The organism is Laspinema palackyanum D2c, assembly GCF_025370875.1.
Taxonomy (GTDB): Bacteria; Cyanobacteriota; Cyanobacteriia; order Cyanobacteriales; family Laspinemataceae; genus Laspinema; species Laspinema palackyanum.
Genome location: NZ_JAMXFD010000008.1, coordinates 116,938 through 136,761 on the forward strand (window position 1 = coordinate 116,938; position 19,824 = coordinate 136,761).

A 19,824-nucleotide genomic window follows, 5' to 3' on the forward strand; every position below is an offset into this window, starting at 1 on the left:
CCCTACATTTTTATGGGTGCGATCGCCTTCAAGGTAAATCCTCGACCCACAACAGATGGGCAGCTAAAAAGTCGTTTTGAAGTGCATTAAAAAAACGTTTATCTGCTGTCACCATTTGACATTCCTTGCGAACAGCCAAAGCTAAGTAAACGCAGTCATAAACCGCTTGCTGAATTCGCACGGCAATTTCTAAAGCCTCTGACATCAGCGGAAAAGATGGATGCACCTGTAACGGCAATCCCATTAAAGCATCTAAATCCTCTAGTACATTTTCAAGAGTTGTTTCTCCACGCCGAACCCGCTTCCAAAGGATGTTTCCAATTTCAGGAAAGAAAAAGTCGGGAATCAGAAGAATGGAATCGAGATTCAGCAACCGCAGTGCTGCTTCGGAATGGATTTCAGGTATTATCCACTTGATGGCTACGTTAGCATCTACAACAAATTGGGTCACCGGGTTCGGTCCTCTCGCAAAAGTTCTGCACTATCGCTAAAGATGCGTCCTGCATATTTTGCTCTAGCGCGATCAATTTTTTCCCAGGCTTGTGCTGCGATCGCCTGCTGTTTGGCTGCTTCGGCTTCGGTTGCCGCTTCTAAAATTGCTTTGACTTCTGCTTCTACAGTGCGATCGTGTTGTCGTGCGAGACGTTGGAGCTTTTCTATCACTTTTGGATCGAGATTTTCTATGATTAACTGATTCATGGGTCGCTATTCACTAAGACTTTTATCGGAAGGTAAAGGTTACTCTACCCAGTGGCAACACCCGCCGAGGGTTAAAACCCCCGGCTAATAGCTCAAGTCGGATAAATCCGACTGGAAACCTGGGATTATAAGAATTTCAGTCGGTTTTTAACCGACTTTAGCTATGAGGCGTGGGATTAATCCCACGCCGGATGATCGGGAAGATCCAGAAGGGTGCAAGATTTCAGATGCGACAATTTTAGCGAATTGTGGCGCGAGTAGGGAAAAAGCACTGCCTTCTCCTCACCCTGTTTTCCCCCAATTACCTCCGATACTCTCTTGCATGATGTTCGCACAACCACAAATAATGTCCCTCCGGCGTCAAAACCTTCCGCAAGCCGCCCCAATGGTGATGCGGGTCTTTTTCGTCCAAAAGTTGCCGCAATACTCGTAGTGCAGCAAGCTGTAGCTGTTCTGGATTGAAATTTTCCTCGGTTCCTATCCCCAAAGACTTTAACAATTCTGTCGCTTCCCAACCGTTAAGGGGAGGAAATTCTTCCGCGAGAGTTTGCATTTCCATCGCTATATTGTTTTGCGATTCAACAGTATATTTCCAACTTGCAGCCAACTGTTGAATATAGGGGGCCATGATGTGAAACCATTCGTTATCCCCTGACAGGGAATACACAGCACCATCAACAGGATGCCATTTTCCAGGTGCTTCGCAGCACAGTTGCAATTCAGATTGTTGCCCGAAAATCCTATTTTGCCAGTTGCCTCGTTCGGGTGAATGCACTACAAATACACAGGGGGATTCTGCCTCGATACTCTGTTGTTTGAGGCGAACAATTTTAATAAATTCCCCTTGATAGAGTTGTGCAACTTTCCTCAAGTCTTCTTGATGGAGTTGTGCGACTTCTGTCAAAGCTGACTGGATATAGGTTTTTCCCCTGTCAATCTGTCGTTCCAGTTCTTCAAACCGTGACAAACCCGAGAAGGTTGGAATTGATAAGGTTGGACTCGATACAGTTGGGGGGTTAGATGGGGGTGGAATTTCTACACCAAATAAGAGTGCGATCGCCGAGAGATTTTCCTGGCATTCTGGACATTCGAGGGTGAGTTGATGGGTGGCATAACATTGTTTGACATATTCCTCTTCAAATTCGTGGGAACAGGTTTTATCCGGTCCACCGGGACAAGGAATGGTGCATTTTGCCTCTAAATCGCTAAATCGGGAAAGCATGATATCAAGGCGATCGCGCAGCAAGGTAAAGAAGTGAATCGGCATGGGACCGCGCACGGCTAATTGTAGAGCATTTTTTTCTGGAAATGCCTCAAATAACCCTAAATGTTTTTCCGGTTTGCTGTCGGCGAGTAAGGCCCCGTTGCGCCAGTGGATGCCGGTGGAGAAGCGATGAGAATCAGCAATCAACCTAGTGGGAAGTCCGGCAGGAAGGCGATCGAGTTGCCATTTCCTCTCCAGACGATGACAATTTTCGGTTTCGAGAATGGCATCCCATTGATGTTGATAGGGTGGCGGATTCAGTGGGACAAACTCCAGGATTAAGCTGACCTCTTCGGGAAGAAATTCTGCCTCGTTGCGAAGGGGATACGCCAGGTCAAAATGCTCCAGCAAGCGGAGGAAATACGGGCGGATGAAAGAGTCGATATCTTCCCAAAGTTGGTTCATTTCCCCGCGAGTGAGAATACCCTGACGCTGTTTGACGGGTTCACTGCTGAAAACTTTGCCGATCTGTTCCGCGATCCATTTGGGTTTGAGTATAACAATTTCGCTGAGTGCGGGATTATCTTGGAAATAGACAATTTTGCCAATGTCGTGGAGATATTGTGCCAGACTGGCTACCTGATTCGGGTCAACCCCTCGCCTTGTCATCCGCCTTGCCAATTGTTGTGGCGTGATATATTGTTCCGAGAGGGAACGGATATCATGAGCCGCATTGAGGCAAGTTTTCGGCCAACGTTTGCCCATTAACGGCAATTGGGCAGCAGTGTTGACGATACTCTGATACAGATTGTCCAGCCCTTGTCCGGTTTGGCTGTCAATTTCGTAATGTCCCTCAATTTTGGGATATTGGCCCTGGAGTTGGGCGAAGGGAAGATCAGAATTTTGTTCGTCGATGTGGGTGGCAACCAGGAGAATCGAAGACTCGGGCGCAAGGGAGGAGAGGGTATCAAGCCAATTATAGATTTTACCCTGTTCGTAGCCATCACCAGCATTCCAGACGAGGAGGAACAAAGAGCGGTTGGTGAGGAAAAATTGATGGGTGGCATGAGAGATTTCCTGTTCGCCAAAGTCCCATGCGTTCAGTTGCATCGTGACGTCGGGTTCCCTGGGATGGGGGAATTCCAAGGTGCGGATATCGATGCCATGAGTAGTGAATTCCTGGGGGTTGAAGGATTCCCCCCGCAGGACCTTTAATAAAGAAGTTTTGCCCACTCCCCCATCACCCACAACCATGAGTTTGGATATCCATTGGACTTGGGGTTGTGGGCTCTGGAGTTGTTCGCGCAGGTAGGCTAAGGTGGCACCGATGCCTTGGTTTAAGATTTCGGGTGGTAGTGAGATGAGGGGATTGCTACTGAGGTCTAATTCTGTCAGATTGGAAAGTTGCCCTATTTCTGGGGGCAGCACACTCAGTTGATTGTCCGCGAGGTCTAATTCTGTCAGATTGAAGAGTTGCCCTATTTCTGGAGGCAACGCAGTCAGTTGATTGTCCGCGAGGTCTAGCACGGTCAGATTGGAGAGTTGCCCTATTTCCGGGGGCAGCACACTCAGTTGATTTCGCCAGAGGTATAGCACTGTTAGATTGGAGAGTTGCCCTATTTCCGGGGGCAGCGCAGTCAGTTTATTGCCCGCGAGGTCTAATTCTGTCAGATTGGAGAGTTGCCCAATTTCCTGCGGCAACGCAGTCAGTTTATTGCCCGCGAGACCTAATTCTGTGAGATTGGAGAGTTGCCCTATTTCTGGGTGCAGCGCACTCAGTTGATTACTCCAGAGGTCTAAGTTGATCAGATTGGAGAGTTGCCCAATTTCCTGCGGCAGATCTCTCAAGTAATTGTAGCTGAGGTTTAGCTCGGTCAGATTGGAGAGTTCACCAATTTCCTGCGGCAGCGCACTCAGTTGAGTGTTAGAAAGGTCGAGGGATGTTACCTTGTCCTCGGCAGCTTGTTGGATAATTTGCAGCAGTTCTTCCTCTGTCATCGCTTAACCTCAGCGTTGCTTGTTGGACTTTTTTCGACTTAGGCGGATGGGGAATGGTGGGTGGCGGTTGGTTTGCCGGGGGAGGGGTGGCATTCGGGGGGTGCTTTTTCGGTCAATTGTCCGATTCATGGGGGAATGCTTCGCCTCTAGGGGGGTTCGCCGCTGGGGGATATCCGCTCTGGTTGTTATTGTAAGGCATTCCCCGGGCGGGTTTGGTTGGGTTTACAGATTGTTAGAAATTTATAAGATTTGGCGGTTGGGGGAAGATGGGGGGATGCGCTGACTAGGGGACTGGGAGGAAGGAAGGCGCGCTCTTGCTGTCAATCAGGCCGATCGCACGTTACGAGACTCCAACGGGTTAATTCACTACAACTTTAGAACAGAACGTTTTTACAATCCCAATTAGTTATCGATGTTATTTTCATTCGGCTTTTGGGCAATCTCCTCTTGTAACGAACGAGATAAGCGATTAATATTGGCTAAGAGATACCAGCAAATTAATACTCCTATCCCAGGTTTAACAATACTAGCAACCCCGTTGTCCCCTACCAGGCTAAATACTACAGATATAATTTGAAATCCTGCACTCACCAAGATTACTCTGCTCACAAATTGGGGGGATTTGATGAGCAACTTCTTTAAATAAAAGCTGAAGTATAAAAAAAGACAGGATAGCCCCAATCCAATGAGTGTTAAAAGAATCCCGAATAAATTTCCCGGTTGGAATGATAAATATAGAGAAAGTTCAGCTAGGGTACTCAGTACACTAAGCAGGCCAACTAAACCAAAATATGCTCTTAAGGAACCAACTGTTTCTTTCATGGATTTTTTTTGATTGCTATTTTACTGTAGTTAGCCCGAAAAGTCAAGTCGCTAAATAGGGTTTTTTCCCTAAAATCTCCTACTGCTCTAACGAAGTGATCCATGCGATCGCCGATCGCTTCCCCTCAGTCTGTGAGGAGATTTTCCATTGCTTCCCTTGAAGGGGTCATCACTGGCAGGGATTTGATTGAGATGGTCCTGAAAGTTTTAGGGCGATCGCCTATCAATCAGCGGGAGGTAAATATTAACGTAGGGACAAGGCAGTACCCTGTCCCTACAGTTAGATTATCTCTGGGGAAATTATACCGGCCTTTTATCTAACCGGCTGGATTTCTGACTACTCGTAAATTCGGTCATCTTGCATCTCGCGAGTATCCGGCAGGGACATCCCCTCCCAATGTGAGGGTTCAAAATATGCGCCTCGCAAATCTGCCTCACTTAAATTAGCTCCTCGCAATTCGGCTACATTAAAATTTGAACCACATAAACAAGCGCCTTGCAAGCTCACTTCTGCTAAATTCGCTTGGAACAAATTGGATTGTACCAAAAGCGCTCCGGTCAAATCTGCATTTTGGAGGTTGGCATGGGATAAATCTGCTTTACTCAAATTTGCCTCACATAAATCACTTCGAGTCAAGTTCGCGCCATTCAATGAGGCAGCGTGAAGGTTGGCCCGAAACAAAAATGAGACCCGCATCTGGGCTGAACTGAGGTTCGTAGCGCTTAAATTGGCTAAGGAGAGATTGGCACCGCTGAGTTTTGCCCCACTGAGGTTGACTCCTTCCAACTGGACACTATTGAGGTCTACCCCATTCAGATAAGCTTGTGTGAGATTAACTCCGCTTAAGGATGCTCCCCGCAACAATGCGCCGCTCAATCTAGCACCGCTGAGGTTGGCCCAATTCAGGTTAGCATTGACTAAGTTAGCCGATCGCAAATTAATCCCTCGCAAATCCGCCCCGCAAAAGTTCACACCGCCTAAATTCGCTAACCGCAAATTCACTCCGGAGAGGATTGCCCCACTCAGTCGCGCAGCGGTGAGAATAGACTTAACCAGATATGCACCTTTTAAGTTGGCTTTGGTTAAATCTGCATGAGTCAGTCGCACTTCATTTAATTTAGCAAAACTTAGGTCAGCGCGATGTAAAAAAGCTAGGTGTAAATTGGCCCCAGTCAAGACGGCCCGAGACAAGTTGGCTCCAACAAAATAAGCCCCAGAAAAATCGCATCCGGCTAGGTTAGCTCGTTCCAGGTTGGCTCCGTTTAAATTAACATCTTTAAACGATCTCTCTCCTGCTGCATACCGTTCGAGGAGTTCATTAGTATTCATTTTACGTTACTCTCCTTATGGCTTAAAAGCCCCTTATTCTTTACTGGAGTCCGTTGCCCCCTAAGCACTGAATTCAATTTGGGCATCGCTGGGGCTTGCCGTCCCGGGTTTTTTTTATGGAAAAAATGGGATTTTTTTTGAAATAACCTATTCCTATCTCTATTAAAGCATTAGCAGGGAGAAAAAACAAGAGTATGAAGCAATTTAGTGGGTATGCTAACGGGGGTAAAACGTTGAGAATAGAGGATGAATGAATGAGCCGCTTTTTGCACCCCGTTGGTTGTTAATCTCCAGTTTTTCTCCCCCTCAAACCGATGAGGTATTTTCTGTACTGGATTGAGGAGAAACTAAAGTGTTTTAGGTGGGATTGGCGAAGAGGCAGAATAGGTATTTTTAGACCGATAGTTTTTAAATCCGTTAAACGTGCGATCGCATAGAGTGCCGCAATAGCATCACAGAAAGAGAATCACCGGATTGCACCCCCCCACACAGAGATTTACAGGCGTGCGAGCAAGATGCTCGCACTCCAAAAGAATGTACGCCAATAACTCTGGGAAACGCTAGATCTCATGAGTAGTTTTCAGCACCCTGTTTTATCCTCTTGTCAAGGGGTTTAGGAATGCAGGCTCCCATCGGGCATCACTGCACCCGTGAAATCCGCATCCTGCAAATCTGCACCCACTAGGGCCGCATCCCGCAGACTGGCTCCCCGGAGATTGGCACCGCGTAAGCAAGCACCATCGAGGTCAGCCCCCCATAAATAGGCCCCTTCTAAGTTAGCATTAGTCAGATCTGCGCCGGTTAATTTGGCTAAATTGAGGTTAGCATCCCGGAGATCAGCATTCCGCAAGTCCGCTTCCATTAGGTCCGTTTTCATTAAATTAGCCCGACTGAAATGGCCTCCTTTAAGAATACTGCCATGTAGATTGGCTTGCTTGAGATTCCCGCCTTCAAAGTCGGTAAATCGCATTTGAGAATCGCGCAAATCTGCTCCCATAAAGTTAGAATCGCGCAGGTTTGCTCCGCTTAATTTAGCCTCGTTGAGTTCGAGTCCGCTAAAATTAATTCCTTCTAAATTGAGGCCATTTAAAAATGCTCCAGTGAGTTTCACTCCGTTTAAGAGTGCGCCTTTGAGACAAGCGCCGCTGAGTCTCGCCCCACTGAGGTTGCTCCAATTCAAGTTAGCCTGAGTCAGATTTGCCCCTCGGAAGTTAATTCCATTGAGGTTAGCACCTGAAAGGTTAACTCCCATTAAATTGGAACGATAAAAATTGACCCATTTGAGAATTGCCCCACTGAGTTTGGCCCCGGTTAAATCGGTATTGGCTAACTGAGCACCTTGGAGATTCGCTTTGGTTAAATCTGCCTCAATCAGTCGGCTGCCTTTGAGTTTAACGAAGGTTAAATCAGCGGCGTAGAGAAATGCACCGGATAGTTGGACTTCCATCATTAAGGAGCGACTTAAATTAGCCCGCGCCAAGGATGCGTCAATGAGATTTGCCCCGAAAAGGTTTACCTGTTGCAGGGTTGCGCCAATTAAGTTGGCTAAATTGAGATTCCACCCGCGAAAATCCCGATCGCCCGCAGTGTAGCGTTTTAGTAATTCATACCCATCCATATTGCCCTCGCCCTATTTTGCCTGAGATATCTATAATTTAGAATGCCCAGGTGATGAGGCAATATCATACGATGCGAAACATTTCGTAAAATAACAGGTTTGTTTTAAGGTTGCGGTATTGGGTATCAACAATGCCGGTTGCACTGCGCACTTAAATGGGCAAGCAAAAACAACTGTGCGATCGCCAACCCATGCGATCGCACAGTTTAAAAATTGCTACAGTTTGATCTGAGTACATCCGAGGGATTGTCATCAGCGATCGGCTTGAATCCCTGAACTCCTGCGGATGTTATCAAATCAAGCCGTCCTCACCGCACGGGACAGTTAAACGTCATACACCCGGGCTTCATCTGCCTCGGGGTTTTCTTCGCAGTATTCCTCAAAAGCACTCTTAACGGGTTTCATCGCCCGTTGATGAGACGCTTCCGCTTGCAGTTCTTCCACTGCATCCCAAGCTGCCGCACATTCTTTAGAAGTTGGGCCTTTTTCTGCACAGATGGCGCGGGCTTCCTGAACTGCTTTTTCCAGTTCACTCTCGAACAGTTTAGCTTTCGGTTTCTCGACGAAATCACCCTTCATGAGAATATCGCTCACGGAAATAATTCCGAGCAAGTCTCCTTTGATAACCGGAGCACGACGGATGCCGGTATTGGCAAATAACCGCGCCACATATTCTACACCGAGGTCTGGATTGACGACGATACAGGGTTTGGTCATAATTTCATACACCCGCATCTGCTTCGGGTCATGTCCAAACGCTGCTACTTTGTAAACGATGTCCGTTTCGGTCACAATGCCATAGGCATCTTCATCATGGCGACGGGATACGACTAAAGCACGCAAGCCCTTTTCTTTCATGAGCTTAACGGCTTCTGCAACAGTGGCGGAGCCGCGAATGCTCACCACCTCTTTGGTCATGATATCTTGAGCTTTCATCATTCTTACTTCCCCTCGGGACCAATTATTTTTAGGGTTCTAGATCGATCGTATAATAAAATGGGGCATCCGCAGCGAGGAGGGCGCAAATTGACGCCGTTAGCGGTGTAAGCCGTCTTGCCAAATCCCAATGTAAACGCGCTGTGCCGGTTGATTATTTCCCGAGGCGGTGGGACGGATTTCCCATTCGATCGCCCCTTTGAGGTTACCCAGGGCAAACCGATACCGGCGCACCTGACCCCGCCATACTTGTTGAAATCCGGAGGCGATTTCTTCATTAAGCTGGCAGCCTAACATACTGTTTAAGGTACCGAGAATAATTTCCGTGTTGACGGTTTGAGCAAAGGAGGCTTCGGTTTGCTGCAAGAGGAGGGATTGGCGATCGAACAGAAATCCGAGACTCACCTGATGGGGAATCAGGTCATAACTGACCGCATGAGTATTCGGCCAATATCCGGGAAGGGTTTGACTGGGAAATCCAAACATTCGGAAGACTGAATCTTGATGAATTCCCGGTTGAAATCCCGGAATCCCTAGGCCGATGGGTTCCTCGCGGCAGGGGATATTTTCTGGGTTGAGGGCGGGTTCTTCAAAGGGGTTCGACTCTCGAATGATTGAGAGTAGGGGCAGCGGACCCGGGTTTGGTCCGACTGCCTGGGGACGAGAGAAGGCGGGAGAATGGACGAATATAACCGAAAGTCCCGTGAGGACAAGACTGATGACGCTAACCTGACTAATCAAAATCATCGCTCGATTCCTGACAAAGGATCCTGCACCCGTGATGCGGCCAAACTTGGCACGAAACGTTTTTAAACAGCAGTCTGGGGCGAGCCCCGTCATCCCCATTTCAGAGATTCAGCCTAAAGGGGCAAGAACTGAATAGATAGGGAGTTACAGCACATCTGGTTAGTGCTGTGAATTTTGCTGCTAGGGAAGATAGACTGGACAACAGGGCCGATTGTTCGAGGTGGCGATCGCAACGGTTGGAGGGTTGAAAATTGAGGTCTTCGCACCGTAGGCAGGGGAAGAACTAAAGCAACGTGACCCGCTAATCCCAGACCCTAGGGGCTCAATTCCCGGTCAATCGGGACCGCCTCAAGTCCCACAGGCAAAATGCCTGGGCGACTGGCGCAACGAGTGCTATTGGTGGGTCAACCCATCGGGCATAATGGCTCCCGTAAAGTTGACATCCCGGAGGTTCGTCCGATACAGATTCGTGTCCATTAAAATTGCATTGGTAAGGTTGGCTCCCGTGAGGTTGGACCAACCCAAGTTGGCTCGATACAGACTGGCCCCTTCTAAATTCGTCCCGCGCATGGTGGTCCAACTGACGTTGGTTCCCCGGAGTTGGCTTTTCGTTAAGTCTGCTCCGGCTAGATTGGATCCACTCATATTGGCCCGACTCAAGTCAGAATATCGGAGATTGACGCCGGTTAAGTTGGCTCCATTTAAGGTGGCATTGGTCAGATTCACCTTTTCCATAATCGCTTGAATCAGAATGGCGATCGTCAGGTTGGCCCCTTCTAAATTCGCCCCGCTCAAGTCGGCTTCACTTAAGTTCGCTCGACTGAGATTGGCCTGATTCAAGGTTGCTTCTTTGAGATTCGCCCAACCCAGCCGCGTCTCGCTGGCAAGAGCCTGGAACATTTTGGCCTTCTGTAAATTGGCTCGTTCTACAATAGCTCGGCTAATATTTGCCAAACTTAAGTCTGCTTCACTTAAGTCCGCTCTACTTAAGTTCGCATTAATCAGATTGGCTTCTCGCAGGTTGGCTTGATGAAGGTTTACTCCCATGAGATTAGCTTCTCGGAGGTTGGCCCCCGTGAGTTTAGTAGCGGTCAGGTTGGCCTGACGCAGGTCAGCATCGCGAAAAGTAACTTCACTTAAGTCCAATCCGGATAAGTTGGCACCAATCAAGTTGAGGTTCCGAAAATCTCGTTCTCCAGTTGCATATCGCTCTAGTAATTCATTTACATCCATGTCCTGTCGCCTCTTTGCTATCGCTCTGTGCAAGTCTAGTGGTGGGTGCTTCCAATGTATCGTTATTCAATGTCACAAATCACTTTTAAGAGGAATTGAAAGTGGGAAAAAGGAGATGGAGGGGATGGGGGAGATTGGGGAGATTGGGGAGATTGGGGAGATTGGGGATTGGATAAAAGACTAATGGCAAACCACCAATGACAAAAGACATCTGACAAATGGGGTTGGATTCTGAGACAATCTAAAGATAGATCCTAGGGGGAGAAGCGAAAGTTGGGAGGCAAACAGCTATAACCAAACCCTACTCTACATTAGCCCCTGGAGATGTGCTCTCGTTTACCGGAAAAAAGAATGCCTGAGAACCTTAGAAGTCAAGCCGTCACCCAAGGACACGCGCGATCGCCCAACCGAGCTATGTTGCGGGCGGTTGGTTTTTCTGACCCCGATTTCATCAAACCCATTGTCGGTGTTGCCAATGGATTCAGCACCATTACTCCCTGCAATATGGGGCTGGATATCCTGGCAAAGCGGGCAGAGAGTGGGGTCCGTGACGCCGGAGGAATGCCTCAAATTTTTGGCACGATTACGATTAGTGATGGCATCTCGATGGGAACCGAAGGGATGAAATATTCCCTGGTATCCCGCGAAGTGATTGCGGACTCCATTGAAACCGTTTGTAATGGTCAGAGTCTGGATGGGGTCCTGGCCATTGGTGGATGCGATAAAAATATGCCCGGGGCCATGTTGGCGATCGCCCGCATGAATATTCCCTCGATTTTTGTCTATGGCGGTACCATCAAACCTGGACATTTGGACGGCAAAGACCTCACCGTAGTGAGTGCGTTTGAGGCCGTCGGGGAATACAGCGCCGGTAAAATTGACGAAGAGCAACTGCTAGAGGTCGAACGCCATGCCTGCCCCGGTGCCGGGTCCTGTGGGGGGATGTACACCGCGAATACCATGTCTTCGGCCTTTGAAGCAATGGGGATGAGCTTGATGTACTCCTCGACAATGGCCGCAGAAGATGCAGAAAAGGCCGACAGTACGCAAAAATCGGCTCAAGTCTTAGTGGAAGCGATTCGCAAGCAAATTTTGCCGAGTCAAATCATCACCCGCAAGGCGTTGGAAAATGCCATTTCGGTGATTATGGCCGTAGGGGGTTCCACGAATTCCGTGCTGCATTTCCTGGCGATCGCCCGGGCGATGGGAGTCCCCCTCACCCTGGATGATTTTGAAACCATTCGCGGGAGAGTCCCGGTGCTCTGTGACCTCAAACCCAGTGGGCGCTATGTGGCCACCGACCTTCACAAAGCAGGCGGGATTCCCCAGGTGATGAAAATGCTCCTGGTCCATGATTTGCTACATGGTGATGCGCTGACAATTACCGGCCAAACCATTGCTGAATTGTTGGTGGATATTCCCGCAGAACCCCCTACAGGACAGGATGTGATTCGTCCCTGGGATAACCCGATGTATCGTCAGGGTCACTTGGCGATTCTGAAAGGTAATCTCGCCTCTGAAGGCGCTGTGGCTAAAATTAGCGGGGTGAAAATGCCGATGATTGAGGGTCCGGCCCGGGTGTTTGATTCCGAGGAGGAATGCCTCAAAGCGATTTTGGATGGCAAGATTGGTGCGGGTGATGTGGTAGTGGTCCGCTATGAAGGTCCGAAAGGGGGACCGGGAATGCGGGAAATGCTGGCCCCGACTTCGGCCATTATTGGGGCCGGTTTAGGGGACAAGGTGGGATTAATCACCGATGGTCGTTTCTCCGGAGGGACTTACGGTCTGGTGGTCGGTCATGTGGCCCCGGAAGCTGCCGTCGGTGGGGCGATCGCCTTAGTAGAGGAAGGGGATACGATTACCATTGATGCGCGCGATCGCAAGTTGCAGTTGAATATATCCGATGAGGAATTGGCCCGTCGTCGTGCTAACTGGCAACCTCGTCCCCCCCGTTATACAAAAGGGGTCTTGGCGAAATATGCTAAGTTAGTTTCCTCTAGCAGTCTCGGTGCGGTTACAGATTTAGATTTGTAATTAGCACATTGTATGAGAGGGAGAAGGCAATGCCTTGTCCCTCTTGATTTGGCTCAGTCATCGAGATGAATGCCTTGTTCTCTCAGGAGTTGGGCTAGGCGATCGGCCCGTTGCCGTTCCCGGTAAGCCATTTCCTCCGGCGTTTGTTTTTATAGACCTGATCAAACCGAATTCCGTATGACTACCCCACGCAGGGAATTAGGACAAATAAGAAAAAGGACACGGCACTGCCGTGTCCCTTCCGGACAAATTAGCTCAAATTATTTACCCAACCGCAAAGAAATTTTCCTGATTAATAGCAGAAACCTCTACACCATTAAGAATGGCAAGTAAGTCATTTCCGGCATACACTAAAGTGCCAATATTCCCTTGAGTCAGAGTAAGATTTTCAACGGTTAATCCCGGGGCTAAACCGATTAAATCTTCCCCATCGGTAAAGTCAACAATTAAATCAACTCCGGCATTTGGACGGATGACAAAGCGGTCTTGTCCCGCGCCACCAACAAGGATATCATTCCCTAAATCCCCAAACAACCAGTCATCGCCATTGCCACCCATGAGGAAATCATTATCTTTGCCACCATAGATTACATCATCCCCATCGCCCCCATCCAGAGTATCATCGCCTTGGTTGCCAGAGAGGAAGTCACCATCCGTACCCCCACAAACGATATCATTACCGAGGTCACCAAACAGAATATCAGTGCCATTTCCACCGATTAGGGTATCATCACTTTTACCCCCATGTAAGATATCGTTGCCATTACCACCGTTTACGATGTCGTCGCCCTGGTTGCCATTCGCGAAATCATTGCCATTGCCTGCAATGATGATATCGTTCCCGTAATTGCCATACAATTCATCCTCTCCATCGCCACCGAGGAGAACATCATCGTTTTTACCCGCATGAATTACATCATTGCCGTTACCGCCCTCAATGTAATCATTATCTTGGTTACCGTGGATGAGATCATTGCCCTCACTCCCCAACAGGTTATCTTTACCGGATAATCCCTGGAGGAAGTCGTTGCCACCCAACCCGTTGAAGGTTTCAGGGCGATCGCTCCCTATCAGCGTATCATCAGTCTCACTGCCATCGACCATCATCTCTGTGACATTGGGTCCAGGATATTCCGTTTCTCCATGACAGATCGCAGTCAAATCCGGAAGGGCAACTGCCTGGGAATTGGGATTTTTCTTCAGATAAGCGGCGAAGGTTGGGGGACCCAAGGGTTCCCGAGGACCCAGGATAATTGCAGGTTCAGACAGCACATTGATAGTCAACTCCGTTTCCACACTGCTAGTCCCATCGGAGGCAGTTAGTTTAATTGTGAGGTTGCCGATCGCATTCTGACTGGGCAACCCACTAAAGGTTCCGGTACTCGGATCAAACTGCAACCAATCCGGTAACGGACTGCCATTGGTTAAGGTTGCCGTATAAGAGAGGGGATCTCCATCAGGGTCGCTAAAAGCATCATCCGGAATGGTAAAGCTAAAGGGTTGAGACGCTATTGCACTGAAAGAAGAAATGGCATTTTCTACCACGGGTGCAGCATTTGGCGTTTCTGTAGGGGGTTCTTCTTCTGGAGGTGTTGATGCTTCGCTGACTGTTACCGTAAAGATATCACTGACAGAAAGACTACCATCAGATGCCGTTATTTTAATTGTGATATTTCCCAGATTGTTGGTTGTGGGCGTACCCCTGAAGGTATTGGTTTGGGTATCAAAGGATAACCATGAAGGTAAGGGCGAACCGTCTTCTAATGTGGCACTGTAAGTTAAGGGATTGCCATTGGCATCGGTAAAAGTGCCATTGGGAATCGTCAAGTTAAACGCTTCCGCAACCGTCACAGCAGCATCAGCGATCGCCTGATTAACAACTGGCGCAGTATTGGGTACATCACTCACAGCTAAGGCAAAAATATCGCTGACAGTTGCAGTTCCATCAGATGCGGTTACTTTGATATTAAAACTGCCGAGATGATTGGCGGTTGGTGTCCCGCTAAAAGTGCGAGTGGTGGGATTGAAACTTAACCAAGAAGGTAGGGGACTGTTATTGTCGAGGGTTGCGGAGTAAGTGAGAGGATCTCCATCGGCATCGGTGAACGTATTGGCAGGGAATTGGAAACTGAACGGTTGAGTTGCCGTGGCAGTCCCCGGGGCGATCGGCATTTCTCCGACGGGCGCACGATTAATATCAACGGTGAAACTTCCCAGGGTTGTTGCCGCTATCAGATTGTTCGCCGGATCTTTCACCCCAGATGGTTCCAGGGCGATCGCGTAACTGCCATTATCTGCCTTATCCCAACTGCCTCCCGGAGGGGCGATCGTATAAGTCGCCTTGGTGATATTTCCGGAAACCGTAGAATTAACGAAAGTTGCCAGTTGATTAAAACCCCCTGCACCTGTTACCCGCAGATTAGAATTGCCCAAACTGCTTAAATCGAGGCCCGTTTGATCGCTGTAGGTGACAGTAAACTGAGTGCTTGTACCGCCTGCTGTCGTGATATTGTTAACCGTAGCCGTTGCCGTGGGAGCAGTTTTATCAATTTGATAAATTTGTCCGTTGGAATTGCCATTGCCTGCCCCCGGTCCTCCTAATGGTATATTTAACCCATTCTTGATGCTATCATCATCGACCAGATTTAATTGCAGATTCCCATCCCCCGTCCCTGCATTCACCGCTACCGTATAAGTGCTACCGCTGCCACTGATATTGGTGATACTCGCCCCCGTGATTCCCGTGGAGACTAAGGTAAAATCTGTCTCATCAACGCCCGTAACCGTTTCACTGAAAGTCACAGTATAATTGAGACTGGTAGCATTTGTAGGGTTAGAATTGGCGCGATTAATTGTGGAAATAGTCGGGATAGTATTATTGTAAGTGACGGTATTATCAGTGCTGGTACTAGCTGCGCTCACATTATTAGCCGGATCCTTTGCCGCCCCCGCTTTGACCGCAGCAGTAACGGTACCGTTGGCACTCATGCCGGAAACCGCAACATTATAAGTCGTGCCGCTTCCCGTAACCACCGCAGTTGTGGGATTAGCTGTACCCCCGAGGACAATATCACTGGTGTCAAATTCGGTAACCGCTTCGCTGAATACAACTTGATAGTTGATGGTATTCGCCCCTGTGGGGTCCGCTTGTCCCGCATCTTGCTCAATAGTAACAGTAGGGGCAATTGTATCGATAATTAGCGCCTTATTTGCGCCAAGGGAATTGACCTCACCCGGTGCAAATAAGGTTAAGATAGCATTGCCATTGGTCACACTTTGAATCGTGCCGTTATTGAGGGAAAGGGCAGTGGTTGTGCTGTAATCTAAATCAGCCGTATTTTGTCCCGCCCCAACGGTGTAATTAAAGGTGAGGGTATTGCTTCCGGAGCCGCTGCTGTAACTCGCTGTTGCGCCGGTATTTAAGCTGAGTTGCGGCGTCCCGGTGACGTTGACGATTTGGGAGAACGTGATGGCGATCGCAATAACGGTCCCAACTCCATAATTCCCGTCCGTTTGGGGTGAGGAAATCCCGGTAATCGTGGGAATTGGGTTAACCGTAATATCGGCGGTTTCCGTGGCAATGCTGAAAGTGCTGGAAGTGCCGTGGGTAGTATTGCCTGCGGTGACATCCTCGGTCCCTCCATTAGTACCGATAATTTGGTCCCAGGCGGCGAAAGTGATAGCGTTAGTCAGAGTACCCCTGTATCCGGCATTAGGAACAAAGCGGATGCGGGTGGAGGCGTTGGCAGCTAACAGTCGCGCTGATGTATCAGAGGCAGTAAAGGTGTTCCAATTTGTACCATCCGTGGTGTATTGCCAACTGCCGTTGGCGTTGTTTAACCCAGTGATGGCAATGCCTTGGGAGGCACTGGCGTTGATATCGGTAATTTTCGTACCGCCGAGTGCCGCAATAATATCGGAGATGAGAGTACCGTTGTTATTACTATCATCTTGGTTGATAGCAGTTAAAGTGGGAGTGCCGGATACATCCAAAACCGGGGCATCATTGACTACAACGGTGACACGGTTGCTGACGGGGGTAGTGCCGTCCGTGATGGTGTAGTTAAAGGTATCAACACCGTTAAAGGTGGCACTGGGAGGAGTGTAGGTCAAATACCGACTGGGGTCAAGGGCAATTTCGTGAACCTGACCATTTAACCCTGTACCCAAAGCAGACCAGTTAGTGCCATCCCATTTGGCTATATAGTCGGCATTGGGATCCCCACCTACATCGGTGAAACCGCCCACTGCATAGATATCACTACCATTAATGACAATCTCACGGACGAAGCTATTTAACCCAGTGCCCAAAGCGGACCAGGTAGTGCCATTCCATTTGGCTATATAGCTGGCATTGGCATCCCCACCCGCATAGTTGAAAAAGCCCCCGGCATAGATATCACTACCATTAATAACAATCTCATTCACGATGTTATCTAACCCAGTACCTAAAGCGGACCAGGTAGTGCCATTCCATTTGGCTATCCGGTCCGCATTAAGATTCCCACCCGCATCGGTGAAATTGCCGCCCACATAGATGTCAGTGCCATTAATAGCGATACTCCGGAGCCAAGAATTTAACCCAGTACCCAAAGCGGACCAGTTAGTGCCATCCCATTTGGCTATATTCTTCCCATTAAGATTCCCACCGGCAGCACTAAACTGGCCTCCCACATAGATATCACTACCATTAATGACAATTTCCCCGACAGTGTTATTTACCCCTGTACCCAAAGCGGACCAGGTATTACCATTCCATTTGGCTATATAGTCAGCACTGGGATCCCCACCGGCATTTGTGAAAAAGCCCCCTGCATAGATGCCACTGCCATTAATAGCAATATTAGAAACGATGTGATTTAAACCAGTCCCCAAAGCGGACCAGTTAGTGCCATCCCATTTGGCTATAGAGTCGGCCTTCAGATTCCCACCCGCGTCGGTAAACCAGCCCCCTGCATAGATGTCACTGCCATTTATGACAATCTCATAGACGGTGTTATTGAAACCAACCCCCAAAGCGGACCACTTAGTACCATCCCACTTGGCTATTCTGTCCGCATTGAGATCCCCGCCGGCATCGGTGAACTCGCCCCCCGCATAGATATCAGATTCGATCGCCACCGTTCCACCTTCTGTCGGGATAGTCACACTTTGAATTGTGAGTTTATCCCCATCCGCATCGGTATCGTTAGAGAGGACCTTAATGCTAGTTTTAGTTGCACCCACGGTTAGCGATTTGGTATCAGCATTGGCGACAGGACTCGCTAGAGTATAGTCATAGTTGGCAACACTCATCGGTGTGGTTTCGATGTTGCCGAATTGAGTTTCCAACTCCCAATCGCCCCCTTTTCCGGTGATATCCTCACTCGCAGCAACATCTACGCCGGTGAGGTGGGCGAGTTGTGCGATGAAGGTTTTTCCTATTTCTGTGGCAGCAATATCGCACCCGTATAGGAGGAGATCGGCATTGGGGCTGAGTGCTTGTTGCCACTGTTGCAACTGAGCTCCGTAGCTGTCCAGGTTGCTGCTGTCTAGAGTGCTATTGCCTAGGTGTAGTGTTCCCTCTGCGCCGTGGGAGATGATGTGCAGGGCTTCTATGCCGTGAGAATTGCTTAGAATTGCGCTAATTTGGGCAATGCCCTCAAGGTCAGGGTCAAGGATGTGAATCTCTGTCCCTGGGGGGATGACACTAAGCAAGCGTTGATAATCGGTCACCCGAGGATCAATGATGACCAGTTGTCGGGGCATAGTGGTCAAGCTCAATGCACCGAGGCTTCCTATTTTGACGGGACTCAAAGCAGAAGACAGGTTGACGGATTTAACTGTCGCTACGTTCATGGCTTTTTTTGATAAAGATTGAGAATAGTGGCACCCCTAAAGTATTTTTTATCTTATTCCATATTTTGGGGAATTGCTGTAATAATCTGCCTTTTTTCGTACTCCTTTAGGAGGATTTTTATCGTTCTTATTCAACCAATTTTTGTCTGAATTGAGTTTAAAAATTGTGTTTAATATGCAAAAAAAGAAAAAAGCAAATCGCATTTTTGGAGTATTTTTTTCGAGGCAAGTAAATTCCAGTCTCTCCAGAGGCGATCGCATTTTCGGAACATTTTCATGGAAAGAAAGCTAAATCCGTGGGTGTTCAGGGGAAAATCAAACAAATTACAGATTGACAACGATTTACAAAAAGAAAAATAAAGGGGTAAAGAAACATTCCCTCACCCCCTTATAAATTACCCCACCCCAAAGAAATCATCTTGATTTATCAGAGAAATATCCACCTCATTGAGAATGGCAAGTAACTCATCCCCGGCATAAATAGATGTGCTGTTGTTTCCTTGAATAAAAGTTAAATCATCCCAGGTTAATCCTTCTGCTAAACCGATTAAATCTTCTCCATCCGTAAAGTCAACAATCCAATCAACTCCAGCATCTTTACGGATGATAAATCGGTCGTCTCCCGCGCCTCCTATAAGGAGGTCATTACCCAAGTCCCCAAATAACCAATCATTCCCTGCACCGCCTATCAATAAATCATCATCTTTGCCACCCGAGAGAACCTCATCTCCATCCCCGCCAATCAGGGTATCATTCCCTTGATTTCCATAGAGGAAATTATCCCCGTCCCCCCCATAAATGAAATCATTACCATCGTTTCCATAGAGGACATCGATTCCGATACCTCCCACGAGGGTATCCTCCCCTTTGCCCCCATAAATCCAGTGATTTCCTGCCCCTGCCTTGATAAAATCATTTCCTTGATTGCCCTGAATAATATCATCCCCCTCTCCCCCAAAGAGAGAGTCATCCCCGCCTAATCCTTGGATAAAATTATCTCCAGAACTGGCGTGAATCAATTCTGAATCGGGCGTCCCCATCAAGAAATTAGGGTTAGTATTTCCTTCCTCCGGAAATTCTAATGGACTCAGATTCGAGGACGATAATGGGGGAAGCGATAAGTTTTTCCAGGTGGAAATCGACTCGAAAATATTGGATAAATTAACCTCTATGGAAGCACTCCCTCCCGCGTTGGCAAGAAATTCTTTGAAATAATAAGGTCCGATTGGTCCAAATATGCGAAATTGAATATTTCCAATATCAGTTATTACTAGGCTGTTTTCTGACGCTTCAGGATTGTTTGCTGAGACTTCAGGATTGTTTGCTGAGACTTCAGGATTGTTTGCTGAGACTTCAGGATTGTTT

At 48.3% G+C, this 19,824-nt stretch carries 12 protein-coding genes; 1 reads left to right on the forward strand and 11 read right to left on the reverse strand.

Annotation, left to right across the window (positions count from 1 at the left end; translation table 11 throughout):
- Positions 1-28 precede the first annotated feature (28 nt).
- The 9 genes from NG795_RS12310 to NG795_RS12350 all read right to left on the reverse strand — a co-directional run bounded on the left by NG795_RS12310 (position 29) and on the right by NG795_RS12350 (position 10,587).
- Positions 29-451 carry a type II toxin-antitoxin system VapC family toxin gene (locus NG795_RS12310; RefSeq protein ID WP_367288957.1) on the reverse strand — a complete coding sequence of 141 codons (423 nt, stop codon included), beginning with the start codon at positions 449-451 and terminating at the stop codon, positions 29-31.
- Complete coding sequence (locus NG795_RS12315) at positions 448-699, reverse strand: FitA-like ribbon-helix-helix domain-containing protein (RefSeq protein ID WP_367288958.1); 252 nt, start codon at positions 697-699, stop codon at positions 448-450. Before NG795_RS12315 ends, NG795_RS12310 begins: the two co-directional genes overlap by 4 nt.
- Before the next feature lie 301 nt (positions 700-1,000).
- On the reverse strand, positions 1,001-3,901 hold the full coding sequence (locus NG795_RS12320) for a leucine-rich repeat domain-containing protein (protein ID WP_367288959.1): 2,901 nt from the start codon (positions 3,899-3,901) through the stop codon (positions 1,001-1,003).
- Between the two features lie 402 nt (positions 3,902-4,303).
- Complete coding sequence (locus NG795_RS12325) at positions 4,304-4,723, reverse strand: hypothetical protein (protein ID WP_367288960.1); 420 nt, start codon at positions 4,721-4,723, stop codon at positions 4,304-4,306.
- 337 nt (positions 4,724-5,060) lie between these two features.
- Entirely contained in the window at positions 5,061-6,053 is a 993-nt protein-coding gene (locus tag NG795_RS12330) for a pentapeptide repeat-containing protein (RefSeq protein WP_367288961.1), read from the reverse strand.
- Positions 6,054-6,666: 613 nt separating this feature from the next.
- Positions 6,667-7,671 (reverse strand): pentapeptide repeat-containing protein, encoded by a 1,005-nt coding sequence (locus tag NG795_RS12335; RefSeq protein WP_367288962.1) that lies wholly within the window; start codon positions 7,669-7,671, stop codon positions 6,667-6,669.
- Positions 7,672-7,995: 324 nt separating this feature from the next.
- Positions 7,996-8,610, reverse strand: coding sequence for a CP12 domain-containing protein (locus NG795_RS12340; RefSeq protein WP_367288963.1), 615 nt, complete (start codon positions 8,608-8,610; stop codon positions 7,996-7,998).
- A gap of 96 nt (positions 8,611-8,706) precedes the next feature.
- Positions 8,707-9,354 carry a hypothetical protein gene (locus NG795_RS12345; RefSeq protein ID WP_367288964.1) on the reverse strand — a complete coding sequence of 216 codons (648 nt, stop codon included), beginning with the start codon at positions 9,352-9,354 and terminating at the stop codon, positions 8,707-8,709.
- A 393-nt stretch (positions 9,355-9,747) separates the two neighbouring features.
- A complete protein-coding gene (locus NG795_RS12350; RefSeq protein ID WP_367288965.1) occupies positions 9,748-10,587 on the reverse strand; it encodes a pentapeptide repeat-containing protein in 840 nt (279 codons plus the stop codon).
- A gap of 351 nt (positions 10,588-10,938) precedes the next feature.
- Between NG795_RS12350 and ilvD the strand changes: the two genes are divergently transcribed.
- On the forward strand, positions 10,939-12,621 hold the full coding sequence (ilvD, locus tag NG795_RS12355; RefSeq protein ID WP_367288966.1) for a dihydroxy-acid dehydratase: 1,683 nt from the start codon (positions 10,939-10,941) through the stop codon (positions 12,619-12,621).
- Positions 12,622-12,885: 264 nt separating this feature from the next.
- On the opposite strand, the gene NG795_RS12360 is transcribed toward ilvD, so the two are convergent.
- Both NG795_RS12360 and NG795_RS12365 read right to left on the reverse strand, forming a co-directional pair.
- Positions 12,886-18,459 (reverse strand): DUF4347 domain-containing protein, encoded by a 5,574-nt coding sequence (locus tag NG795_RS12360; RefSeq protein ID WP_367288967.1) that lies wholly within the window; start codon positions 18,457-18,459, stop codon positions 12,886-12,888.
- Between the two features lie 395 nt (positions 18,460-18,854).
- A partial coding sequence (locus NG795_RS12365; RefSeq protein WP_367288968.1) for a calcium-binding protein occupies positions 18,855-19,824 on the reverse strand: 970 nt, incomplete at its 5' end.

Excerpts from the sequence above, each read along its gene's own strand:
- NG795_RS12315 (WP_367288958.1), bottom strand. The coding sequence starts at position 699 with ATGAATCAGTTAATCATAGAAAATCTCGATCCAAAAGTGATAGAAAAG.
- NG795_RS12350 (WP_367288965.1), bottom strand. The coding sequence starts at position 10,587 with ATGGATGTAAATGAATTACTAGAGCGATATGCAACTGGAGAACGAGAT.
- NG795_RS12330 (WP_367288961.1), bottom strand. The coding sequence starts at position 6,053 with ATGAATACTAATGAACTCCTCGAACGGTATGCAGCAGGAGAGAGATCG.
- NG795_RS12360 (WP_367288967.1), bottom strand. The coding sequence starts at position 18,459 with ATGAACGTAGCGACAGTTAAATCCGTCAACCTGTCTTCTGCTTTGAGT.
- NG795_RS12335 (WP_367288962.1), bottom strand. The coding sequence starts at position 7,671 with ATGGATGGGTATGAATTACTAAAACGCTACACTGCGGGCGATCGGGAT.
- NG795_RS12325 (WP_367288960.1), bottom strand. The coding sequence starts at position 4,723 with ATGAAAGAAACAGTTGGTTCCTTAAGAGCATATTTTGGTTTAGTTGGC.
- NG795_RS12340 (WP_367288963.1), bottom strand. The coding sequence starts at position 8,610 with ATGATGAAAGCTCAAGATATCATGACCAAAGAGGTGGTGAGCATTCGC.
- ilvD (WP_367288966.1), top strand. The coding sequence starts at position 10,939 with ATGCCTGAGAACCTTAGAAGTCAAGCCGTCACCCAAGGACACGCGCGA.
- NG795_RS12320 (WP_367288959.1), bottom strand. The coding sequence starts at position 3,901 with ATGACAGAGGAAGAACTGCTGCAAATTATCCAACAAGCTGCCGAGGAC.
- NG795_RS12345 (WP_367288964.1), bottom strand. The coding sequence starts at position 9,354 with ATGATTTTGATTAGTCAGGTTAGCGTCATCAGTCTTGTCCTCACGGGA.